General features: G+C 71.2%; 17 protein-coding genes. 6 read left to right on the top strand and 11 right to left on the bottom strand.

The features are described 5' to 3' along the window. Nucleotides 1–26 precede the first annotated feature (26 nt). Nucleotides 27–1271 (top strand): trans-sulfuration enzyme family protein, encoded by a 1245-nt coding sequence (locus tag ACWIHY_RS14490; protein WP_454375979.1) that lies wholly within the window; start codon nt 27–29, stop codon nt 1269–1271. Here the strand turns inward: ACWIHY_RS14490 and ACWIHY_RS14485 are convergent. The 3 genes from ACWIHY_RS14485 to ACWIHY_RS14475 form a co-directional block, all read right to left on the bottom strand. Next, on the bottom strand, nt 1156–2613 hold the full coding sequence (locus ACWIHY_RS14485; protein WP_454375978.1) for an N-acetyltransferase family protein: 1458 nt from the start codon (nt 2611–2613) through the stop codon (nt 1156–1158). The two genes, ACWIHY_RS14490 and ACWIHY_RS14485, sit on opposite strands and share 116 nt — an antisense overlap. Nucleotides 2614–2702: 89 nt before the next feature. Continuing rightward, a complete protein-coding gene (locus ACWIHY_RS14480) occupies nt 2703–4316 on the bottom strand; it encodes an alkaline phosphatase D family protein (protein WP_454375977.1) in 1614 nt (537 codons plus the stop codon). Between the two features lie 304 nt (nt 4317–4620). Next, the gene (locus ACWIHY_RS14475) at nt 4621–5451 is read right to left on the bottom strand and encodes an alpha/beta fold hydrolase (protein WP_454375976.1); all 831 of its coding nucleotides are present in this window, start codon (nt 5449–5451) and stop codon (nt 4621–4623) included. A gap of 180 nt (nt 5452–5631) precedes the next feature. Between ACWIHY_RS14475 and ACWIHY_RS14470 the strand changes: the two genes are divergently transcribed. Together ACWIHY_RS14470 and ACWIHY_RS14465 are read left to right on the top strand one after the other, a co-directional pair. Further along, the gene (locus ACWIHY_RS14470; protein WP_454375975.1) at nt 5632–6537 is read left to right on the top strand and encodes an RNA polymerase sigma-70 factor; all 906 of its coding nucleotides are present in this window, start codon (nt 5632–5634) and stop codon (nt 6535–6537) included. 115 nt (nt 6538–6652) lie between these two features. After that, the gene (locus ACWIHY_RS14465; protein WP_454375974.1) at nt 6653–7417 is read left to right on the top strand and encodes a GntR family transcriptional regulator; all 765 of its coding nucleotides are present in this window, start codon (nt 6653–6655) and stop codon (nt 7415–7417) included. Between the two features lie 32 nt (nt 7418–7449). Here the strand turns inward: ACWIHY_RS14465 and ACWIHY_RS14460 are convergent, their stop codons facing one another. The 3 genes from ACWIHY_RS14460 to ACWIHY_RS14450 form a co-directional block, all read right to left on the bottom strand. Then, nucleotides 7450–8607 (bottom strand): ROK family transcriptional regulator, encoded by a 1158-nt coding sequence (locus tag ACWIHY_RS14460; RefSeq protein WP_454375973.1) that lies wholly within the window; start codon nt 8605–8607, stop codon nt 7450–7452. A 120-nt stretch (nt 8608–8727) separates the two neighbouring features. Next, nucleotides 8728–9378 (bottom strand): response regulator, encoded by a 651-nt coding sequence (locus tag ACWIHY_RS14455; protein WP_454375972.1) that lies wholly within the window; start codon nt 9376–9378, stop codon nt 8728–8730. Nucleotides 9379–9382: 4 nt separating this feature from the next. Further along, nucleotides 9383–10561: a sensor histidine kinase gene (locus ACWIHY_RS14450; protein WP_454376050.1), complete on the bottom strand. Its 1179-nt coding sequence runs from the start codon at nt 10559–10561 to the stop codon at nt 9383–9385. Nucleotides 10562–10681: 120 nt separating this feature from the next. Between ACWIHY_RS14450 and ACWIHY_RS14445 the strand changes: the two genes are divergently transcribed. From ACWIHY_RS14445 to ACWIHY_RS14435, 3 genes are read left to right on the top strand one after another with little or no spacing between them, the layout of a single operon-like run. Next, nucleotides 10682–11614 (top strand): ABC transporter ATP-binding protein, encoded by a 933-nt coding sequence (locus ACWIHY_RS14445; RefSeq protein WP_454375971.1) that lies wholly within the window; start codon nt 10682–10684, stop codon nt 11612–11614. 2 nt (nt 11615–11616) lie between these two features. Further along, nucleotides 11617–12354 carry an ABC transporter permease gene (locus ACWIHY_RS14440; protein WP_454375970.1) on the top strand — a complete coding sequence of 246 codons (738 nt, stop codon included), beginning with the start codon at nt 11617–11619 and terminating at the stop codon, nt 12352–12354. 40 nt (nt 12355–12394) lie between these two features. Next, entirely contained in the window at nt 12395–12832 is a 438-nt protein-coding gene (locus ACWIHY_RS14435; RefSeq protein ID WP_454375969.1) for a hypothetical protein, read from the top strand. Nucleotides 12833–12893: 61 nt separating this feature from the next. On the opposite strand, the gene mug is transcribed toward ACWIHY_RS14435, so the two are convergent. From mug to ACWIHY_RS14410, 5 genes are all read right to left on the bottom strand, one after another. Then, nucleotides 12894–13457: a G/U mismatch-specific DNA glycosylase gene (mug, locus tag ACWIHY_RS14430; protein ID WP_454375968.1), complete on the bottom strand. Its 564-nt coding sequence runs from the start codon at nt 13455–13457 to the stop codon at nt 12894–12896. 10 nt (nt 13458–13467) lie between these two features. After that, nucleotides 13468–14910, bottom strand: a complete 1443-nt coding sequence (purB, locus tag ACWIHY_RS14425) for an adenylosuccinate lyase (protein WP_454375967.1) — start codon at nt 14908–14910, stop codon at nt 13468–13470. A 94-nt stretch (nt 14911–15004) separates the two neighbouring features. Beyond that, nucleotides 15005–15784 (bottom strand): SGNH/GDSL hydrolase family protein, encoded by a 780-nt coding sequence (locus ACWIHY_RS14420; protein ID WP_454375966.1) that lies wholly within the window; start codon nt 15782–15784, stop codon nt 15005–15007. Nucleotides 15785–15823: 39 nt separating this feature from the next. Then, nucleotides 15824–16846 (bottom strand): hemolysin family protein, encoded by a 1023-nt coding sequence (locus ACWIHY_RS14415; RefSeq protein WP_454375965.1) that lies wholly within the window; start codon nt 16844–16846, stop codon nt 15824–15826. After that, nucleotides 16843–18324: a hemolysin family protein gene (locus ACWIHY_RS14410; RefSeq protein ID WP_454375964.1), complete on the bottom strand. Its 1482-nt coding sequence runs from the start codon at nt 18322–18324 to the stop codon at nt 16843–16845. The genes ACWIHY_RS14415 and ACWIHY_RS14410 overlap by 4 nt, the downstream gene beginning before the upstream one ends. Nucleotides 18325–18441: the final 117 nt, after the last annotated feature.

Below are 18441 nucleotides of genomic sequence, written 5' to 3'. Positions count from 1 at the left end.
TCCCGGTAGTTGTTCAGAGTCATGTCATGAACACCGACGCCTCGACCACACCCCGGGCCCTGGCCACCGAAGCCGTGCACGCCGGCCGCGAAGACCTCGCGGTGCTGGGCGTGCACTCCGTGCCGCTCGACCTGTCGACCACCTATCCGTCGTACGACAGCCGGGGGGAGGCGGCCAGAATCGACGAGTTCGCCGCCACCGGCGCACGGCCGCAGGGTCCGCCCGTATACGCCCGTCTCGACAACCCGACGACGGCCCGCTTCGAGGACGCCCTCGCACGGCTGGAGGGTGCCGAGGCCGCCGTCGCCTTCGCCAGCGGCATGGCGGCGCTCACCGCCGTGCTCCTCGCACGGGCGAGCACGGGCCTGCGCCACGTCGTCGCCGTACGGCCGCTGTACGGATGCAGCGACCACCTGCTGAACGCCGGACTGCTCGGCACCGAGGTGACCTGGGTGGATCCGGCCGGCATCGCGGACGCGATACGCCCCGACACCGGTCTCGTCATGGTCGAGACCCCCGCCAACCCGACGCTCGCCGAGGTCGACATCCGGGCGGTCGCGCAATCCTGCGGCTCGGTGCCGCTGCTCGTCGACAACACCTTCGCGACGCCCGTGCTCCAGCGGCCCGTGGAGCACGGCGCGCGGATCGTGCTGCACAGCGCGACGAAGTACCTCGGCGGACACGGCGACGTACTGGGCGGGGTGGTGGCGTGCGACGAGGAGTTCGCGCGTCAGCTGCGCCAGGTGCGGTTCGCGACCGGCGGCGTACTGCATCCGCTCGCCGGGTACCTGCTGCTGCGCGGCCTTTCCACGCTGCCTGTACGGATGCGGGCCGCCTCGGCGACCGCCGCCGAGCTGGCCCGGCGGCTGGCCGCCGACCCGCGGGTGGCCCGGGTCCACTACCCGAAGCTGGGCGGCGCGATGGTCGCCTTCGAGGTGTACGGCGATCCGCACGCGGTGATCGGCGGCGTACGGCTGATCACACCGGCCGTCAGCCTCGGCAGCGTGGACTCGCTCATCCAGCACCCGGCCTCCATCAGCCACCGCATCGTGGCCGAGGGAGACCGGCGCTCCTCGGGTGTCAGCGACCGGCTGCTGCGGATGTCGGCCGGCCTCGAGGACGTCGAGGACCTGTGGCGGGACCTGTGCGAGGCTCTCAGTGCTGCCGGGGGCGAACGGTCGGCGCCTGTGCCGGTGTCCGCGCCGGTTCCTGTGCCCCTGCACGGGAGGGGTGCGGTCGTCCGGCCGGCGGCGCAGCCAGCCGCGCGGTGACCACCAGCGTGCCCTCCTCGATCTGGTAGTCGAGGGGCAGGCCGAGGCCGCGCATGGCCGCGACCATCCCGGTGTTGGACGACTGGGTGACGGCGTAGACGCTCTCGCAGCCCGCCTCGACGGCGAGCGCCACCAGGCGCTCCAGCAGCTCGGAGCCGATGCCGCGGCGCTGCCACGCGTCCTCGACGAGCAGCGCGACTTCGGTCTCGTCACCGTCCCACAGGAGATGGCCGAGGGCGACGAGGCGGCCGGACGCCGTCTGGACGGCGAGGGTGCGGCCGAAGCGGGGGCTGAGGAGGTGGCGCAGGTAGCGGTCGGCGTCGCCGACCGGGCCGTGGTAGCGCAGGCTCAGGGTGCGGTCGCCGCAGCGGTCGTGCATGGCGCGGGCGGCTTCGAGGTCGTCGAGTCCGGCCCTGCGGACGGTGATCTCGTTGCCCTCGGGGAGCGTCAGGACGTCCTGGCTGCGGGGGATGCGCGGGCCCAGGCGCGTGTCCAGCTCCACGAGGGCACGGGCCCGCGCGAACTCCGTGGGGGTGAACGGCAGGTAGTGGCGCTCGATGGTGATCGCCCCGCCGGACGGGTCGCGCAGCCTCATGACCGTGCCGTCGAGTACGCCTTCGACCGGGGCGCTCGCACCGGTGGGCCGGCCGGTGAGCGTGGTCGCGGGCAGCGAGTGGATGGTGCAGCGGCCGAGCAACTGGCGCAGGGCCAGCGGAAGTTCCGCGGCGTCGAGCGCGGTGCGAGTGGCAAGGCCGAGTACCCGGGTGGGGGCGTCGACCAGGTCGTGGGCGTCGGCCCGCTCCAGCCAGGTGTCGCTGCCTCCGGCGGCGGCGGTCTCTCGGCTGAGCTGGGCGGCCTCGAGGGTGGCGGGGGCGCGCAGCAGCAATTCGTCGACGGTGCCTTCGGCGAGCGGGTGGGCCTGGAGGGTGAGGATGTCCACGCGTTGGCGGGCCAGGGCGGTGCACAGCAGAGCGAGGCTGCCGGGCTCGTCCCTGACGGTCGTACGCATCCGCCACAAGGCGGTTTCGGGCTCGGGTGCCGAGGTGCCGCCGTCGGTCGTCCCCGCGCTCGTAGCGGGGGAGTCCGGCGGCGGAGCATGGCTGTGCCTTCGTGCCCACCAGGTGTGGAATCCGGCCGTGGCGGTCAGCGCCACGGCCGAGATCACGAGGAGGTACGGTCCGTCGGGTCCGTGCGCGATCGTGTTCGCGACGGCGTCGGCGACGGCCACCGCGGTGAACAGGGCGGCGAGTTCGACGAGATCCCGCCGCCAGTGGTGCGGGCGGCGGGCCCTCTTGGCGGTCTGCGTCGATGGCGTCTTGGTCACTTCGGTCAGGTCGCTCATGGCACCACTGTGTCCGAGCGGTGTTGCGTGATCACGAACGCTTTGTGACTGATGGGTTAAGTATGCTTCTGGGCAGTTAGGTACCTTTTTCAATTACACCAGAGGCCCACCCGGCCCGGCTGGAGCACCTTGCTGAACAGCACCACGCCTCCCTCGGCGCGCAGCCGCACCGTCAGTTCGCCGCTCCCACCGTCGATTTCGACCTCTCCGAAGTACTGCGGCGACTCCATCGGCGACACGTTGGCGCGCGTCGGTGCCTTGACGAAGACCTGGTCCGGGCCGAAGGTCGCGTCGAGCCGCCCCGCCGGGAAGCCGCCCGCGGCCAGCGGCCCGGACACGAACTCCCAGAAGGGCGCGAAGTCCTTGAACGCGGCGCGGGACGGGTCGTAGTGCTGGGCCGACGTGTAGTGCACATCGGCGGTGAGCCACACCGTGCCGGTGATACGGGCGTGCTTGATATGACGCAGGAGCTCCGCGATCTGAAGTTCCCTGCCCAGCGGCGCACCGGGGTCGCCCTGCGAGACGGCCTCGAAGTTCGACGCTCCGTCCGGAACGACGATCCCGAGCGGCATGTCGGAGGCGATGACCTTCCACACCGCGCGGGAGCGCGACAGCTCGCGCTTCAGCCAGGCGAGCTGCTCGGCGCCGAGGATCCCGGTCGCGTCGTCGGGCTGCCGGCCGGGTGAGTTGGCGTTTCGGTACGTCCTCATGTCGAGCACGAAGACATCGAGCAGGGGGCCCTGCCTGACCACCCGGTAGACCCGGCCGTCGTCCTTGCGGCGCTCCCCGCGCGCGGGAAGCGTCGAAATCGGGAAGTACTCGCCGAACGCCCGAATCGAGCGCGCCGCCAGTACGTCGACGTTCTTCTCCGTGTAGCGGGCGTCGTCGAGGATCTGGCCCGGGTACCAGTTGTTGCGTACCTCGTGATCGTCCCACTGCACGATCGAGGGTACCTGCGCGTTGAAACGGCGCACGTTCTCGTCCAGCAGGTTGTAGCGGAAGTTCCCGCGGAACTCGTCCAGCGTCTCGGCGACCTTCGACTTCTCCGGAGTGGTGATGTTCCGCCACACCCGTCCGTCCGGCAGCGCCACGCTCGGCTGGATGACGCCGTCCGCGTAGATGGTGTCGCCGCTGCACAGGAAGAAGTCCGGGTCGAGGCGACGCATCTCCTCGTACACGCGGTAACCGCCGATGTCCGGGTTGATGCCCCAGCCCTGTCCCGCGATGTCGCCGGACCACAGGAAGCGCACCCCGTCGCGTCGCTTCGCGGACGCCGTACGGAACGTTCCGGGGAACGGCTCCCCGGTGCGCCGTGGATCGTCGGGATCGGCGAGGGTCACCCGGTAGTGCACCTGTTCACCGGCGGGCAGTCCGCGCAGTGACGTCGTTCCGGTGAAGTCCGTACCGGGGCCGAGCAGGGGGCCGTGCCATCTGCGGGAGTGGCGGAAGGACTCGGTCGCGGACGTTTCCACGATCATCCGGGCCGGGCGGTCGGATCGTACCCACACCAGCCCCGACGAGGAGGTGACATCGCCCGTCTGCACACCCCAGGCGGCGCGCGGACGTCCGGAGAGTGCCTGGGCGGGCGCGGCGGCCACGCCCACGGCTGCGCCGGGCAGGGCGAGCGCGGCCGAGGCGGCCAGTGAGCCGCGCAGGACGGAGCGTCGGTCGGGGGACTGGCTCTGTGGTCGGCGGTACGGCATCGATGCGCCTCCAGTGACGGCTTGTTCCGGGTGTGCGACGCCATGCCTAACGCCCGGTCACGGCGATCACACGAACCACAAGTGAACAACTGGCCCCCCGTTCCCGGGAACCGGTTCGACGCGCTCCAGTGCGGCCGCGCCCCACCCGCGGTGAGCCGCGCCGCACCCGGCCGCCGCGACGCCCCCGGGCCGCTCTTCGGTACGGGCACCTTCGGCGCCGCGCTCGGGGGGCAAAGTGCTCGTCGGGGCGGCGGGGCCCGGCCTGGGTTCCGGGGTGTCCGGCGCGGCCTCCCTGCGCGGCGTATCAGCTGCTCGTGTCGAGGATGACGCGGGCCACCAGAGCGGGGTCGTCGTTCATCGGAACGTGGCCGCAGCCGGGCAGCGTCACCAGGCGCGCGCCGGGGATCGCCCGCTTGGCCCGGACGCCCTGCCGGCGCAGGAGCAGCCGGTCGCGGCTGCCCCAGGCCACCGTGACGGGGATGCCGGGCACGTCGTCCGTGAACAGGACGGAGCGGCCCGCCGAAAGCGTCTGGGCGAACCCGGCCGCCGCGCGCAGCGCCAGGGTCTCCGCGACGACGTCGTCCGGTGAACGCCATCCGGGCCGCGCGTAGATGGTGCTGGTGAGCGCGGTCCGCCCGGCGGCTGTGCGCGCCATGCGCTTGATGACCGGCAGCGGGAGCGTCTGCGCCCCGAGCCGCATCCCGCGCAGCGCACCAAAGGCGTAACGGCGCTCGCTCTCCGTCCAGAAACCGGCCGGGGACAGCGCCGTCACCGACCGTACGAGCTTCTCCTGGCCCAGCTTCAGGGCGAGCAGGCCGCCCAGGGAGTTGCCCGCCACATGGGGGCGCTCGATGCCCAGCGCCTCGCACAGCGAACCGAGTACGGGAACGACCGTCGACAGGTCGTAGGCGAAGCCGTCGGGGAGCGCGGAAGAGTCACCGAAGCCCGGCAGATCCACGGCGATCACGTCGCGTTCGGCGGCCAGCGCGGAGATGACCGGCTGCCAGGCCTGCCAGTGGTGACCTATGCCGTGGAGGAGCAGGAGCGGCTCGCCGGCGCCCGCCCGTTCGTACGCGACGGAGAGCGTGTGGCTGCCCGTGGGGGACTCGACGCTGAAGGAGACCTTTGCGGCCATGCTGCTGCTCCCTGGGAGTGGGTCTGCGCGCTAGACAACGTGTCAGCAACAATTACCGCTGAGTAGCTGGGAGTTCAAGGGTCTGGACGGCCCGGCTTCCCGGCGGTCGCGCTCGCTGTGTGCTGCGTGACGCACTCATGCCGCCTGGACAGGGCGGGGACGGTCGGCTGGGATGGACGGGTGACTGCCGACACCGTGACCGAGGCCTTCGAAGAGCACCGCCCCGTTCTGACCGGGGTGGCGTACCGGATGCTCGGCCGGGTGGCCGACGCCGAGGACGTCGTACAGGAGGCGTGGCTGCGCTGGTCGGCCCAGGCGCGCGACGAAGTACATGAACCGCGTGCCTATCTGGTGCGGATCACCACCAGGCTCGCCATCGACAGGCTGCGGCACGTGCAGGCCCGGCGCGAGGCGTACGTCGGACCGTGGCTGCCGGAGCCGCTCGAGACCGACTTCGGCGCGAGCGCCGAAGACACCGAGGAACGCGCGGTGCTCGCCGACTCCGTCTCGCTCGCCGTTCTGGTGGTGCTGGAGTCGCTCTCCCCTCTGGAGCGGGCGGTGTTCGTACTGCGGGAGGCTTTCGGCTTCCCGTACAGCGAAATTGCGGCCACCCTGGAACGGTCGGAATCGGCTGTACGGCAACTCGCGGGCCGCGCCCGACGGCATGTCGGGGAACGCAGGCCGCGCTTCGACGTCGACCCCGCCGAACGGCGGGACCTCACCGAACGGTTCCTCGCCGCCGCGTCGGGAGGGGACCTCGACGCGCTGCTCAGGCTGCTCGCGCCGGGCGTCCGGCTCGTCGGCGACAGCGGCGGCAAGGCCAAGGCGCCGCTGCGCGTCATCGAGAGCGCCGACAAGGTGGGCCGTTTCCTCTTCGGGGCGACCAAGCAGGCCATCCCCGACGTCGAGTTCCGGTTCCTGGAACTGAACGGCGGCCCGGCCCTGCTGGTCCTGTCCGGTGGAAAGCCCGACTCCGTCTTCCAGGTGGATGTCGTGGACGGCCTCATCCAGTGCGTCTACATCGTGCGAAACCCTGACAAACTCGCCGCACTCACCCCGTCACGGCACTGCCCGTCCTTGAGCTGATTGGTCTTGACCAAGGCAGACCCCGGACTTATGGTCGCAGAGTTAGTGCAGGAACCTTTAATAAACAAGGGCGCGGAAACTCGTCCGGGGACCAGGCCGATTGCGGAGGATCAGGGTGGGGACCACGCAGCTCGATACGGTGCCGGAGCCGAAGTACTGGCACCTCAAGACCGTGCTCAGCGAGGCACTCGACTCCGATTTCGCGGTCGGGGAGATCCTTCCCAACGAGCGCGAGCTCGCCGCCCGCTTCGGCGTGGCGCGCGCCACGCTCCGCCAGGCGCTCGAACAGCTTGAGCTCGAAGGCCGGTTGCAGCGCCGCCGCGGCGTGGGCACCACCGTCGCCCCACCGCGCGTCGGCGTGGACGTCGGGACCTCGCGGCACGGCTGGCCCGGCGCGGCCGGCGACTCGTGGCAGCCGGTCGACTGCACGAGCGCCGCTCCCCCCGTGGCCGTGGCCCGTATGCTCGACGGCGACTTCGAGACCGACGTGCACACGGTGCGCCGGATCCGCGTGACGCACGGCCAGCCGGTCGCGGCCGAGCTGCTGTACGTCCCCACCGCATCCGTACCGGACCTCGCGGCCATCGACGCACCCGCGGGAGCGGCCCGCGCGCGCAGCGTGCTGCGGGCGCTGCAGCGCCTGGGAATGGACGGGCAGGACCGCGCGGTCGAGCTCGGTTCGGCCCGCGCGGACGACGCCAAGGAACTCGACCGCCTGCCCGGCGCGCCCGTCCTCGTCGTCACCACCCGCTACTTCGCCGAGGGCAGGACCGCCGCCGTCTCGGTGGCCACCTATCGGGCGGACACCTGCCGGCTCACCTTCGGGGACTTGGGCGACCTGGAGATCAGCCACCACACCCAGGAGCGCAAGGCCTCCTGAATCCTGCCGTCGTACGGCACGGCCCGCCACGCTCAGCGGCGGGCCGTCACCGTTCCCTCGACGGCGAACAGCTGCTCCTCGACATGGTCGAGGGCCAGGCGCAGCGCACCCGTCGCCACGGCCGCCTCACCGAGCAGCGACAGCGCCACCTGCGGCGGACGCAGGCAGTAGCGCGCCAACTCGCCGCGCAGCGGCTCGAGTACGCCGTCGATGCCGGCCGCCCACCCGCCGATCACCACCAGTTCGGGGTCGAGGGCCAGCACCAGCGCCGCCACATCGTGCACCAGCCGCTGGATGAACCGCCCGACGGCCTCCTGGGCCGCGGAGTCTCCCTGCCTGGCGCGCCGGAAGACGGTGGCCACTGCCTGCTCGTCCAGGGGGAGCACCGGCTCGTCCGTCGTCGACAGCAGCATCTCCGGCGTGACCTCGCGGCCCAGCAGATGCAGCGCTCCGATCTCCCCGGCCGCGCCGCCGAAACCCCGGTGCAGCCGCCCGCCGATCAGTGAGCCAGCGCCGGGGCTCAGCCCGGCCAGTACGAACACGATGTCGTCGGAGTCGACGGCCGCGCCCTTCCAGTGCTCGGCGACCGCCGCTGCGTTGGCGTCGTTCTCCACCAGCACGGGGCAGCGGAACGACCGGCGGAACCGCTCACCGAGCGGCAGTCCGGTCCAGTCGGGGAGGGCCGTACCCAGCCGTACGGTCCCGTCCGCCTCCACGATGCCGGGGGTTCCGATTCCGACGGCGCGCAGCGAGCTGCGCGGGACGCCGGCGCGGCGCAGAACGTCGGCGACCATGGCGCGAACCCGGTCGAGCCGCTCGTCCGCCGAGGCGGTCTCCGACACCGTGCGCGAGCCGGCGCCGATGATACGGCCGTCCAGGCCGGACAGCAGGGCGGCGATGCGGTGCGGGCCGATCTCGACGCCCATCAGGTGGCCTGCCTCGGCGCGGAACCGGAACCTCCGCGCCGGTCTTCCCTGGCGCCGCGTCTCGCTGTCCTCAGGTGGGGCCTCGACAACGAGCCCTGTCTCCATGAGCCCTTCGACGACCCCCTCGACCGTCGGCCGCGACAGCCCGGTCACCCTGGTCAGGTCGGTGAGCGTGGGCGCGTCCGCGCCCCGCAGTGCGTGCAGCACCACCGCGGAGTTGATCCGCCGCAACAGAGAGGGGTCCCCGCCGGTCAACCGCCCCACGGTGTGTCCTCCCAGCTCGTGCGCTTGTTCTGCCGGATCGTACTCGCTGGTCGGGGGCGCGGCGAGAGCGGTCCCGCGCCGTGCGGAATCCGTCTGCACTGGCGGTACGCCGGTGGCACGTCAGCGCGGTGTGACGAAGCCGGACTCGTACGCGGCGATCACGGCCTGGGTGCGGTCCCGGGCGCCCAGCTTGGCCAGCACGGCGCTGACGTGCGTCTTCACCGTCTCGGTGCCGACGACGAGCCGACCGGCGATCTCCGCGTTGGACAGGCCGCGGGCCATCAGCCGCAGTACCGCGGATTCCCGCTCCGTGAGCGCTGCCCGGTCCATGGCCTCGCGGGCGGAGCTGCTGCCGTACTCGGCGGCCAGGGCCCGCACCGCTGCGGGGAAGAGCAGCGACTCGCCCTCGGCGACCAGCCGGACCGCGTGCACGATCTCGGCGGGACGTGACCGCTTCAGCAGGAAACCGTCGGCGCCGGCGCGCAGCGCCTCGTACACGTACTCGTCGTTCTCGAACGTCGTGACGACCAGGATCTTCGGCGGATCCTGCACGGTACGGAGCACGGCCCGGGTCGCCTCGATGCCGTCCATCAGTGGCATCCGGACATCCATCGCCACGACGTCGGGCCGCAGTTGACGCACGAGCGGAATCACTGAGGCGCCGTCGGCGGCCTCCCCGACGACGCTGATGTCGGGCTGCGCCTCAAGGACGGCGCGCAGACCCGCGCGGACAAGGGGCTCGTCGTCGACCAGAAGAACGGTTACCGGCATCCGGTCAGCGTAGGCCGTCCAGCGGCAGCCTCACGTACACCCACCAGTCGCCCTCGTGCGGTCCGGCGTGCGCCTCACCGCCGAGCAGCGCTGCCCGCTCCCGTATGCCCCGCAGGCCGTTGCCGTCGGTGCTCGGCAGTGGCCCGGGAGTTTTGAGCGCGCTGGTCACGTCCAGTTCGAGCCGGCCCGCGAGCACCGCGATGCGTACCCGGACCGGGACCGGACCGCTGTGCCGCAGCACATTGGTGAGCGATTCCTGGAGGATGCGGTACCCCTCCCGTGAGACAGGCCCGGCGATCCGCTCCAGCGGACCCGACACGTCCGCGTCCACCTTCGCGCCGGACGCCCGGGCGGACTCCAGCAGCCGGTCCGCCTCGGCAAGGGTCGGGCCCTGTCCGGGTGGCCGGCCCGAATCGCGCAGGACGAGCAGAACTCGCTCCAGGTCCTCCAGCGCCGCCCGGCCCGTCTCCTCGATGGCGGCCAGCGCCCGGTCGGTGAACTCCGCGCTGTTCGCGGCGCGGGCGGCGCCTGCCTGCACCACGGCCACGGTCAGGGCGTGCCCGATAGAATCGTGCAGCTCCCGGGCGATGCGATTGCGCTCCAGAAGCTGCTCGGTGCGTGCTTCGAGCGCTGTGAGCCGCTCGGCGGCGGAAGGCCCGAGCAGGTGCCGGGCGATGAGGGTGATCAGCTCGCCCGCCCCGACGACCACTGCCAGGAGAACGATTACCGGCAGCGGTGAGAGCAGGGCGTACCACCAGTGGTTGCCCGACAACTGCCCCAGCAGCATGGACTCGTCCACGGAACCGCCGCTCGCGATGACGACCAGGTCCACGGACGTCATCGGCAACTGGGCGGTGAGCAGGGCGACCAGGCAGCCCAGCAGCAACCGGGCCTCGAGCCACACCACGGTGCGCCAGCGGTCCGCCCAGGAAGCGGACGGCGCGGCGGCGATGACCGCTTCCTCGTTCGCGTCCCCGTTCGGCAGCAGCAACAGCCGGGCCTGCACCCCTTCCATCAGTCGCACCCAGGGGACGAATCCGGCCAGCGCGACCAGCACCACGGGCACGTACAGCCGGGACGTGTCGATGAACAACCACACGCCGATCACCACCACGGCGATCCACAAATGAACCCAACGGGTGTACGTGACCGGTCGTGTCAGAGGGCGGAGGAGGCGGGACATGGCGTGACGCATGACGTCATCGTGTCAGGGCCGGCAGGTGCGACGGCTCCCCCGTGCGGGGGAGGTGATCCCCACGGACGGGGGAGGACCGGGCGGTGCCCGGACGGCCAGCCTGGAGTCATGAACAGCATCGACGTCCACGAACTCACCAAGGTTTACGGCGCCACACGCGCCGTGGACCGCCTCACATTCAGCGTGCGGCCCGGCCGGGTGACCGGCTTCCTCGGCCCGAACGGCGCCGGCAAGTCCACCACCATGCGACTCGTCCTCGGCCTGGACCGGCCCACCTCCGGCACGGCCGCCGTCGGAGGGCAGCGGTATGCGGCTGTTGGGCAACCGTTGCGCCTGGTGGGGGCGCTGTTGGACGCCCAGTCGGCGCACGGCTCGCGCACCGCCCGGGACCATCTGCGAGCGCTCGCGGCGAGCAACCGCATACCAGCGCGCCGCAGCGACGAAGTGCTGGAGGAGTCCGGCCTGGCGGAGGTCGCGGGGCGCCGGATCAAGACCTTCTCGCTGGGTATGCGGCAGCGGCTCGGGGTCGCCGCGGCCCTGCTCGGTGATCCGCCGGTGGTGATGCTCGACGAGCCGTCGAACGGTCTCGACCCGGAAGGCATCATCTGGATCCGTGAACTGATGAAGCGGCTCGCCCGCGAGGGCCGCACGGTTCTCGTCTCCAGCCATCTGATGAACGAGACGTCGTCCTTCGCCGACCACCTCGTCGTGCTTGGCCGGGGCCGCCTGCTGGCCGACACTCCGATGCGGGAGTTCCTCGACGTACGCGGCCGGCCCCGGGTCCGGCTGCGTACCACCGAACCGGGACTGCTTCGCACCGCATTGGCCCGCGCGGGCTACGCACTCGACCCCGGCGACGACGGGCGATGGACCGTGGACGGCGCGAAGGCCGAGGAAATCGGCGCGACAGCCGCCCGGGAGGGCGTCACGATCCTCGAACTCGCCGACGAGCAGCTCTCGCTGGAGCAGGCCTACCTCGATCTCACCACCACCGCCACCCAGTTCGCTTCCATGCCCGCCGCCACCCCGCAGGAGGCTTGACCATGCCGACCACCGCCGCACTCCACTCCGAGTGGATCAAGGTCAGGTCGATGCGCTCCACCGTGGGCTCCCTAGCATCGGTCTTCGCCGTCACCATCGCCATCACCGTCCTGGCGAGCGCCCCCGTGGGCCGGGCGGAAGCCGACAGCGCGGACTACGATCCCGTCCTCGGCACCTTCTACGCACTGAACTTCGGCCAGATCGCCGCCATCGCCTTCGGTACCACAGCGGTCTCCTCCGAGTACGTGAACGGAGCCCTGCGGACCTCGCTCACCGCCGTACCTGACAGAAGCCGCTTCTACGCCGCCAAGATGGCACTGGTGGCGGGCCCGGCGCTGGCCGTGGGGCTGGTCACCGGCTTTGCGGCCTTTCTCGCAGGACAGGCATTCATGGGGGAGTACGCCATCGGACTGGGGGACCCGGGAGTCCTCCGTGCCTGTGTCGGCTGCGGGATCTATCTCGCGCTGATGGCTCTTTTCGCGGCCGGCCTGACCACTCTGCTGCGCAGCGGAGTTGCCGTACTGAGCCTGCTCATACCCTTCATCCTGATTGTCTCTTTCGTGATCGGGGATGTCGCGGAGGGTGCCGCCGCGTACTTGCCCGACCGGGCGGGGCAGTTGGTTCTCCAGCAGGACCCCACGGGGAGCCTGGGACCGTGGACGGGGCTCGCGGTCACAGCGGCCTGGGCAGCGGCGGCGGTACTGGCCGGATGGTGGGCGCTGCGGCGGCGCGACGCCTGACGGGCGGCCAATTGTCAGTGCCGGGAGGTTTACTGACGACATGAGCACCGCACGGTATCTCGCCCTGATAGACCAGCTGCGCAGCCGGGAATTCCCGGCCCAGCGCGGCAGGTCGGACTGCGGTTTCAGCGGACCCGGCTATCACACGGTGGAGCTCAGCGCGGCCGACGAGCCGCAGGACGAGGACGCCGCAGCGCGTCTGGAGACGCGGGATCAGTGCGTGGCCGAGCACGAAGCGCTGCTGGCCGTGCTGGGCGGGCGGTGGGGCGAGCCCCAGCACTTCAGCCTTTGGAGTCTGCTGGAGCGGAGCGTCGCGGGGGAGGACATACCGGCGCCCTGGGACGAGCTGAGCGCGAGGTTCGACAACCTGCACATCTGGCGGGCCGACGGTCGGTGGATCGCGGTGGGACTGGCGTCGGCCGACGAGGGGGCGTCGTACGAGCTGCTGGCCGTCGTGACCGAGACCGACCCACCGTAGCTGCCGAAGCTGAAGGCACAGCGGAAAGCAGCGGGGTCCCGGCTGCCGTTGCTGACCGCCGCTAGGGCGTGGCTTCGGGCTGTTGGCCGCCGCCCAACGATGCGGCTCGCAGCCGGGCGTACTCCTCGGCCATGGTCTGCGCGGTCCAGTGGGCGTTGAGGCCGCTGGGGTTGGGCAGGGCCCAGATCCGGGTCTCGCCGATCGTCCGCTCCTGCGGCCCGATCGTCGCCTTCCGTTCGCCGAAAGCCGTGCGGTAGGCGGTGATGCCGACCACCGCGAGCCACTTCGGCCGCAGGAGTTCCACCCTCTGCGTCAGGAGCCGGCCGCCCTCGCGGAACTCCTCGTCACTTACCTCGTCGGCCCGCGCACTCGCCCTGGCCACCACATTCGTGATGCCGAGGCCGTAGGAAGGGAGTTCGTCCTGCTCCGCCGGCTTCAGCTGCCGGGGAGTGAAGCCCGAGAGGTGTAGCACCGGCCAGAAGCGGTTGCCGGGGCGGGCGAAGTGGTGGCCCGTTGCCGCCGACATCAGTCCGGGATTGATGCCGCAGAAGAGCACCCGCAGGCCACCCGCGACCACGTCGGGAACAAGGCGGTCGCGGGCAGCCAGGAGCTCTTCGGGTGTCATGCCGTGCGGATCAGAGGATCGATCCGGGGGTGTACCCGGCGGCGTCGGGGTGCTGCTTGGCGATCTCCTCGATACGGGAGACCACGGCGCCGACCTGCTGCGCCGCCGCACCGGTGAAGGACAGCTTGTCGGCCATGAGCTCGTCCAGTTGCGCCCGGTCCAGCGGGATCCGCTTGTCGGCCGCGAGCTTGTCCAGCAGCTCGTTGCGCTCGGCACCCTGCTCACGCATGGCCAGCGCCGAGGCGACGGCGTTCTCCTTGATGGCCTCGTGCGCGACCTCACGGCCGACCCCCGCCCGTACCGAAGCCATGAGCACCTTGGTCGTCGCGAGGAAGGGGAGGTAGCGGTCCAGTTCGCGGGACACGACAGCCGGGAACGCGCCGAACTCGTCGAGCACCGTGAGGAAGGTCTCCAGGAGACCGTCGAAGGCGAAGAACGCGTCGGGCAGTGCGACGCGGCGCACCACCGAGCAGGACACGTCGCCCTCGTTCCACTGGTCGCCCGCCAGCTCGCCCGTCATCGAGGCGTAGCCGCGCAGGATCACCATGAGGCCGTTCACACGCTCGCAGGAGCGGGTGTTCATCTTGTGCGGCATCGCGGACGAGCCGACCTGGCCGGGCTTGAAGCCCTCAGTCACCAGTTCGTGCCCGGCCATCAGCCGGATGGTCTTGGCGACCGAGGAGGGAGCGCCAGCCAGCTGCACGAGCGCGGTGACCACCTCGTAGTCCAGCGAGCGGGGGTACACCTGGCCCACCGAGGTGAAGGCCTGGGAGAAGCCGAGGTGGCCTGCGATCCGCTGCTCCAGGTCCGCCAGCTTGCCGGCGTCACCGGCCAGCAGGTCCAGCATGTCCTGGGCCGTGCCGACCGGGCCCTTGATCCCGCGCAGCGGGTAGCGGCCGAGCAGCTCCTCGAGGCGCCCGTACGCCACCAGCAGCTCGTCGGCCGCGGTCGCGAAGCGCTTGCCCAGCGTCGTCGCCTGGGCCGCGACGTTGTGGGAACGGCCCGCCATGACGAGCTCCGCGTACTCGGCGGACAGCTTCCCGAGCCGGGCGAGCACGGCGACCGTACGGTCGCGCATCAGCTCCAGCGAGAGCCGGATCTGGAGCTGCTCGACGTTCTCGGTGAGGTCGCGGGACGTCATGCCCTTGTGGACCTGCTCGTGGCCCGCGAGCGCGTTGAACTCCTCGATGCGCGCCTTCACGTCGTGACGCGTGACCTTCTCGCGCTCGGCGATCGACGCCAGGTCGACCTGGTCGAGCACGCGCTCGTAGTCGGAGATGGCCTCGTCGGGCACCTCGATGCCGAGGTCCTTCTGAGCACGGAGCACGGCGAGCCACAGCTGGCGCTCCAGCTTCACCTTCTGCTCGGGGGACCACAGGACGGCGAGTTGCGCGGAGGCGTAGCGGCCGGCCAGGACATTGGGGATGCGAGGCTTCGCAGGAGCAGCAGTCACGTGACCAGATTCTACTGGCGGTTTGTGCAGGCCAGCGCCGCGGTCCCCTTTGTGGCTTGCTACGAGGAGCGGTCGATCACCGACACGTGAAGCGTTACGGCAGGGGAATGTCGTACGGCAGCAGGTCGGGGCGCTTGGCAGGCCGCCCGTCACCCGAGGAGCGCCCCGTGACGCGACGCCCGATCCACGGCACGAGGTGCTGGCGCGCGAACCGCAGGTCGCTCCCGCGCCGTGCCGCCCAGCCGGGCAGGAGCCCCGGTGCCAATGGCGCCCGCCAGTCCTCCTCGGCGGCGTGCCCCAGCGCCTGCCACACCGCCTCGGCGACCCGCCGGTGTCCGTCGGCCGTCAGATGAAGCCGGTCGACATGCCAGAGCCGGGGGTCGGCGAGCACGGGCGCGCCGTACAGGTCGATCACCAGGGCCCCGTGCCGCGCCGCCAGTGTGTCGATGAAGTCGAACAACTGCTCCATGCGCGGTCGGAAGCGCTGCATCACCGGTCCGTTGCGGCCAGGACTGCGCATCAGAACCAGCTGCTTGCAGGAGGGAGCCAGCTTCCCCGCAGCCTCTTCGAGAAGCCCGCACACCCTTCCCATGTCGACCTTCGGCCGGAGGGTGTCGTTGAGCCCGCCCACCAGCGTCACGACATCCGCCCGCATGGCGGCCGCGACATCCACCTGCTCGGCGACGATCTGGCCGATCAGTTTTCCCCGTACGGCGAGATTCGCGTACTGGAAACCGGGCGTGCTCGCCGCCATCCGGGCGGCGAGGAGGTCCGCCCAGCCCCGGTACGAGCCGTCGGGCAGAGCGTCCGACATGCCTTCGGTGAACGAGTCGCCGACCGCGACGAGACTGGTGTATGTGGCATTCAGTTCCATGGCGGAGCGATCGTATCCCGGCGCCGGGCGGACCAGAAGTCAGGACTGCCGCTGGTCCGGCCTCCCGACCAGCTCGCGCAGCACGTCCTCCATCGTGACGAGCCCGGCCGGGTTGCCGTCGTCGCCCAGCACCGCGGCCAGATGCGTCCGGCTGCGCCGCATCGCCGTCAGTACGTCGTCGAGCGGCGTGGCCGCCCGCACCCGGGCGATCGGCCGGAGCGCGGACACCGGGAACGGCACATTGCGCGGAGCGGCGTCCAGGGCGTCCTTCACATGCAGGTAGCCCAGGATCCGCAGACCTTCCAGCACCGGGAAGCGGGAGAACCCCGATTCGGCCGACAGCCGCTCCAGGTCCTCCGGCGTCGTCCCCATCTGCGCGAACACCACCCGCTCCACCGGCATGACCACGTCCTGCACCGGGCGCCGGCCCAGCTCCAGGGCGTCGTGCAGCCGCTCGGCCGCACGGTCGTCGAGCAGGCCGGCATGCCCCGCGTCCGTGACCAGCCGCGCCAGTTCGTCGTCCGTGAACGTGGCCGAAACCTCGCTCTTGGCCTCCACCCGCAGCAGCTTGAGCAGTCCGTTGGCGAAGGCGTTGATCGCGAAGATCACCGGCCGCAGCGCGCGGGCCAGCGCCACCAGCGGCGGCCCGAGCAGCAGCGCGGTCCTGACCGGCTCGGCCAGCGCGATGTTCTTCGGCACCATCTCGCCGAAGAGCATGTGCAGATACGTCGCCACGGCGAGCGCGATGACGAACGAGATCGGGTGCGTGAGGCCGTCCGGCACGCCGACGGCGTGGAAGAGCGGCTCCAGCAGATGCGCGATGGCCGGCTCGGCGACCACACCGAGCACCAGGGTGCACAACGTGATGCCCAGCTGGGCCGCCGCGAGCAGCGCCGCGACGTGTTCGAGTCCCCACAGGACACTGCGCGCCCGCCGGTTCCCGTCCTCCGCCTCCGGCTCGATCTGGCTGCGGCGTACGGAGATCAGGGCGAACTCCGCGCCGACGAAGAAGGCGTTGACGACCAGCGTGAGCAGGCCGATGAGCAGTTGGACCGCGGTCATCGCCCGGCCTCCTTGTCCCCGGACGAGCCGGGACCGGAGCCCGGATCGGAACCCGAGCCCGGACCGGAGCCCGAGCCGGCACCCGAGCCCGGACCGGCACCCGAGCCCGGACTGGAGTCCGAGCCGGCACCCGAGGCCGGACCGGAGGAGTCCGTGGAGCCGCCGGAGCCGTCCGGCAGCGGCGCGTGCAGCAGCACCCGCGCCGCGCGCCGTCCTGCCGCATCCAGCACGTCCAGCTGCCACCCGGCCAGTTCGATACGGTCACCCACGGCCGGAATGCGGCCCAGCTCGTGGGCGACCAGCCCGGCGAGCGTCTCGTACGGGCCTTCGTGCACCCGCAGCCCGACCCGCTCCAGCTGGTCCGTCCTGGCCGCGCCGTCCGCCGACCACAGCACCCGTCCGTCGGCGTCCTCACCCGCCGGAACCAGGTCCGGCGTCTCGTGCGGATCATGCTCGTCGCGCACCTCGCCGACGACCTCCTCGACGATGTCCTCCAGTGTCACGACGCCCGCCGTTCCGCCGTATTCGTCGATGACGACGGCCATGGTCTGCTTGCCCGACAGCCGGTCGAGAAGCCGGTCCACGGTCAGCGTCTCCGGCACGAGCAGGGGCTCGCGCAGCAGAGAGGAGACCGGGTACGAAGGCCTGCGCTCGGCGGGCACGGTCAGTACGTCCTTGATGTGCGCGATGCCGACGACCGAGTCCAGGCTGCCCCGGTAGACAGGGAAGCGGGACAGGCCGGTCGCGCGGGTCGCGTTGGCGACGTCCTCGGCGGTGGCCTGTACGTCGAGTGCGGTGACCTGTACGCGCGGGGTCATCACGTTCTCCGCGTTCAGTTCCGCCAGATTGAGGGTCCGTACGAACAGCTCGGCGGTGTCGGCCTCCAGTGCGCCCTCCCTCGCGGAGTGACGCGCCAGTGCAACGAGCTCCTGGGGGCTGCGGGCGGACGCCAGTTCCTCGGCCGGCTCCATGCCGAAGCGCCGCACGATCCGGTTCGCCGAGCCGTTGAGGTGGCTGATGAGAGGACGGAAGGCCAGGCTGAACACGCGCTGGGGGGCGGCGACGACCTTGGCGACGGCCAGCGGTGAGGAGATCGCCCAGTTCTTCGGCACCAGCTCGCCGACGACCATCAGGACGACGGTGGACAGCGCCGTACCGATGACCAGTGCCGCCGACGACGCGGTCGCGGCGGACAGGCCGGCCGACCTGAGCGGACCACGGATCAGCTTGCCGATGGAGGGCTCGGCGAGCATGCCGACGAGGAGGTTGGTCACGGTGATGCCGAGCTGGGCGCCGGAGAGCTGGAACGTCAGGCTGCGTACGGCCTTGAGGGCACTCGCCGCCCCCCGCTCGCCCCGCTCCACGGCGCGCTCGAGGTCTCCGCGCTCGATCGTCGTCAGCGAGAACTCCGCCGCGACGAAGGCTCCGCAGGCGAGCGAGAGCAGCACGGCCACGGCGAGCAGAAGCACTTCGGTCATCGGTTCACCTCCGTCCCATGATCGGGCAGGGCGTGGAGGAGTGCGCGATGTCGACTACTGGGAGGCTCGCCCATGGGCGGACGCTCACACCTTTCAAAGGGGGATGAATGATCCGCC

Source organism: Streptomyces sp. NPDC055287, assembly GCF_053646035.1.
This window is presented reverse-complemented; position numbering and strand designations above follow the sequence as displayed.

Coding starts and splice junctions, on each gene's coding strand:
- ACWIHY_RS14415 (WP_454375965.1), bottom strand. CDS start 16,846: ATGACCGCGGTCCAACTGCTCATCGGCCTGCTCACGCTGGTCGTCAAC.
- ACWIHY_RS14410 (WP_454375964.1), bottom strand. CDS start 18,324: ATGACCGAAGTGCTTCTGCTCGCCGTGGCCGTGCTGCTCTCGCTCGCC.
- mug (WP_454375968.1), bottom strand. CDS start 13,457: ATGACACCCGAAGAGCTCCTGGCTGCCCGCGACCGCCTTGTTCCCGAC.
- ACWIHY_RS14420 (WP_454375966.1), bottom strand. CDS start 15,784: ATGGAACTGAATGCCACATACACCAGTCTCGTCGCGGTCGGCGACTCG.
- ACWIHY_RS14480 (WP_454375977.1), bottom strand. CDS start 4,316: ATGCCGTACCGCCGACCACAGAGCCAGTCCCCCGACCGACGCTCCGTC.
- ACWIHY_RS14475 (WP_454375976.1), bottom strand. CDS start 5,451: ATGGCCGCAAAGGTCTCCTTCAGCGTCGAGTCCCCCACGGGCAGCCAC.
- ACWIHY_RS14455 (WP_454375972.1), bottom strand. CDS start 9,378: ATGCCGGTAACCGTTCTTCTGGTCGACGACGAGCCCCTTGTCCGCGCG.
- ACWIHY_RS14445 (WP_454375971.1), top strand. CDS start 10,682: ATGAACAGCATCGACGTCCACGAACTCACCAAGGTTTACGGCGCCACA.
- ACWIHY_RS14490 (WP_454375979.1), top strand. CDS start 27: ATGAACACCGACGCCTCGACCACACCCCGGGCCCTGGCCACCGAAGCC.
- ACWIHY_RS14435 (WP_454375969.1), top strand. CDS start 12,395: ATGAGCACCGCACGGTATCTCGCCCTGATAGACCAGCTGCGCAGCCGG.
- ACWIHY_RS14450 (WP_454376050.1), bottom strand. CDS start 10,561: ATGTCCCGCCTCCTCCGCCCTCTGACACGACCGGTCACGTACACCCGT.
- ACWIHY_RS14440 (WP_454375970.1), top strand. CDS start 11,617: ATGCCGACCACCGCCGCACTCCACTCCGAGTGGATCAAGGTCAGGTCG.
- ACWIHY_RS14485 (WP_454375978.1), bottom strand. CDS start 2,613: ATGAGCGACCTGACCGAAGTGACCAAGACGCCATCGACGCAGACCGCC.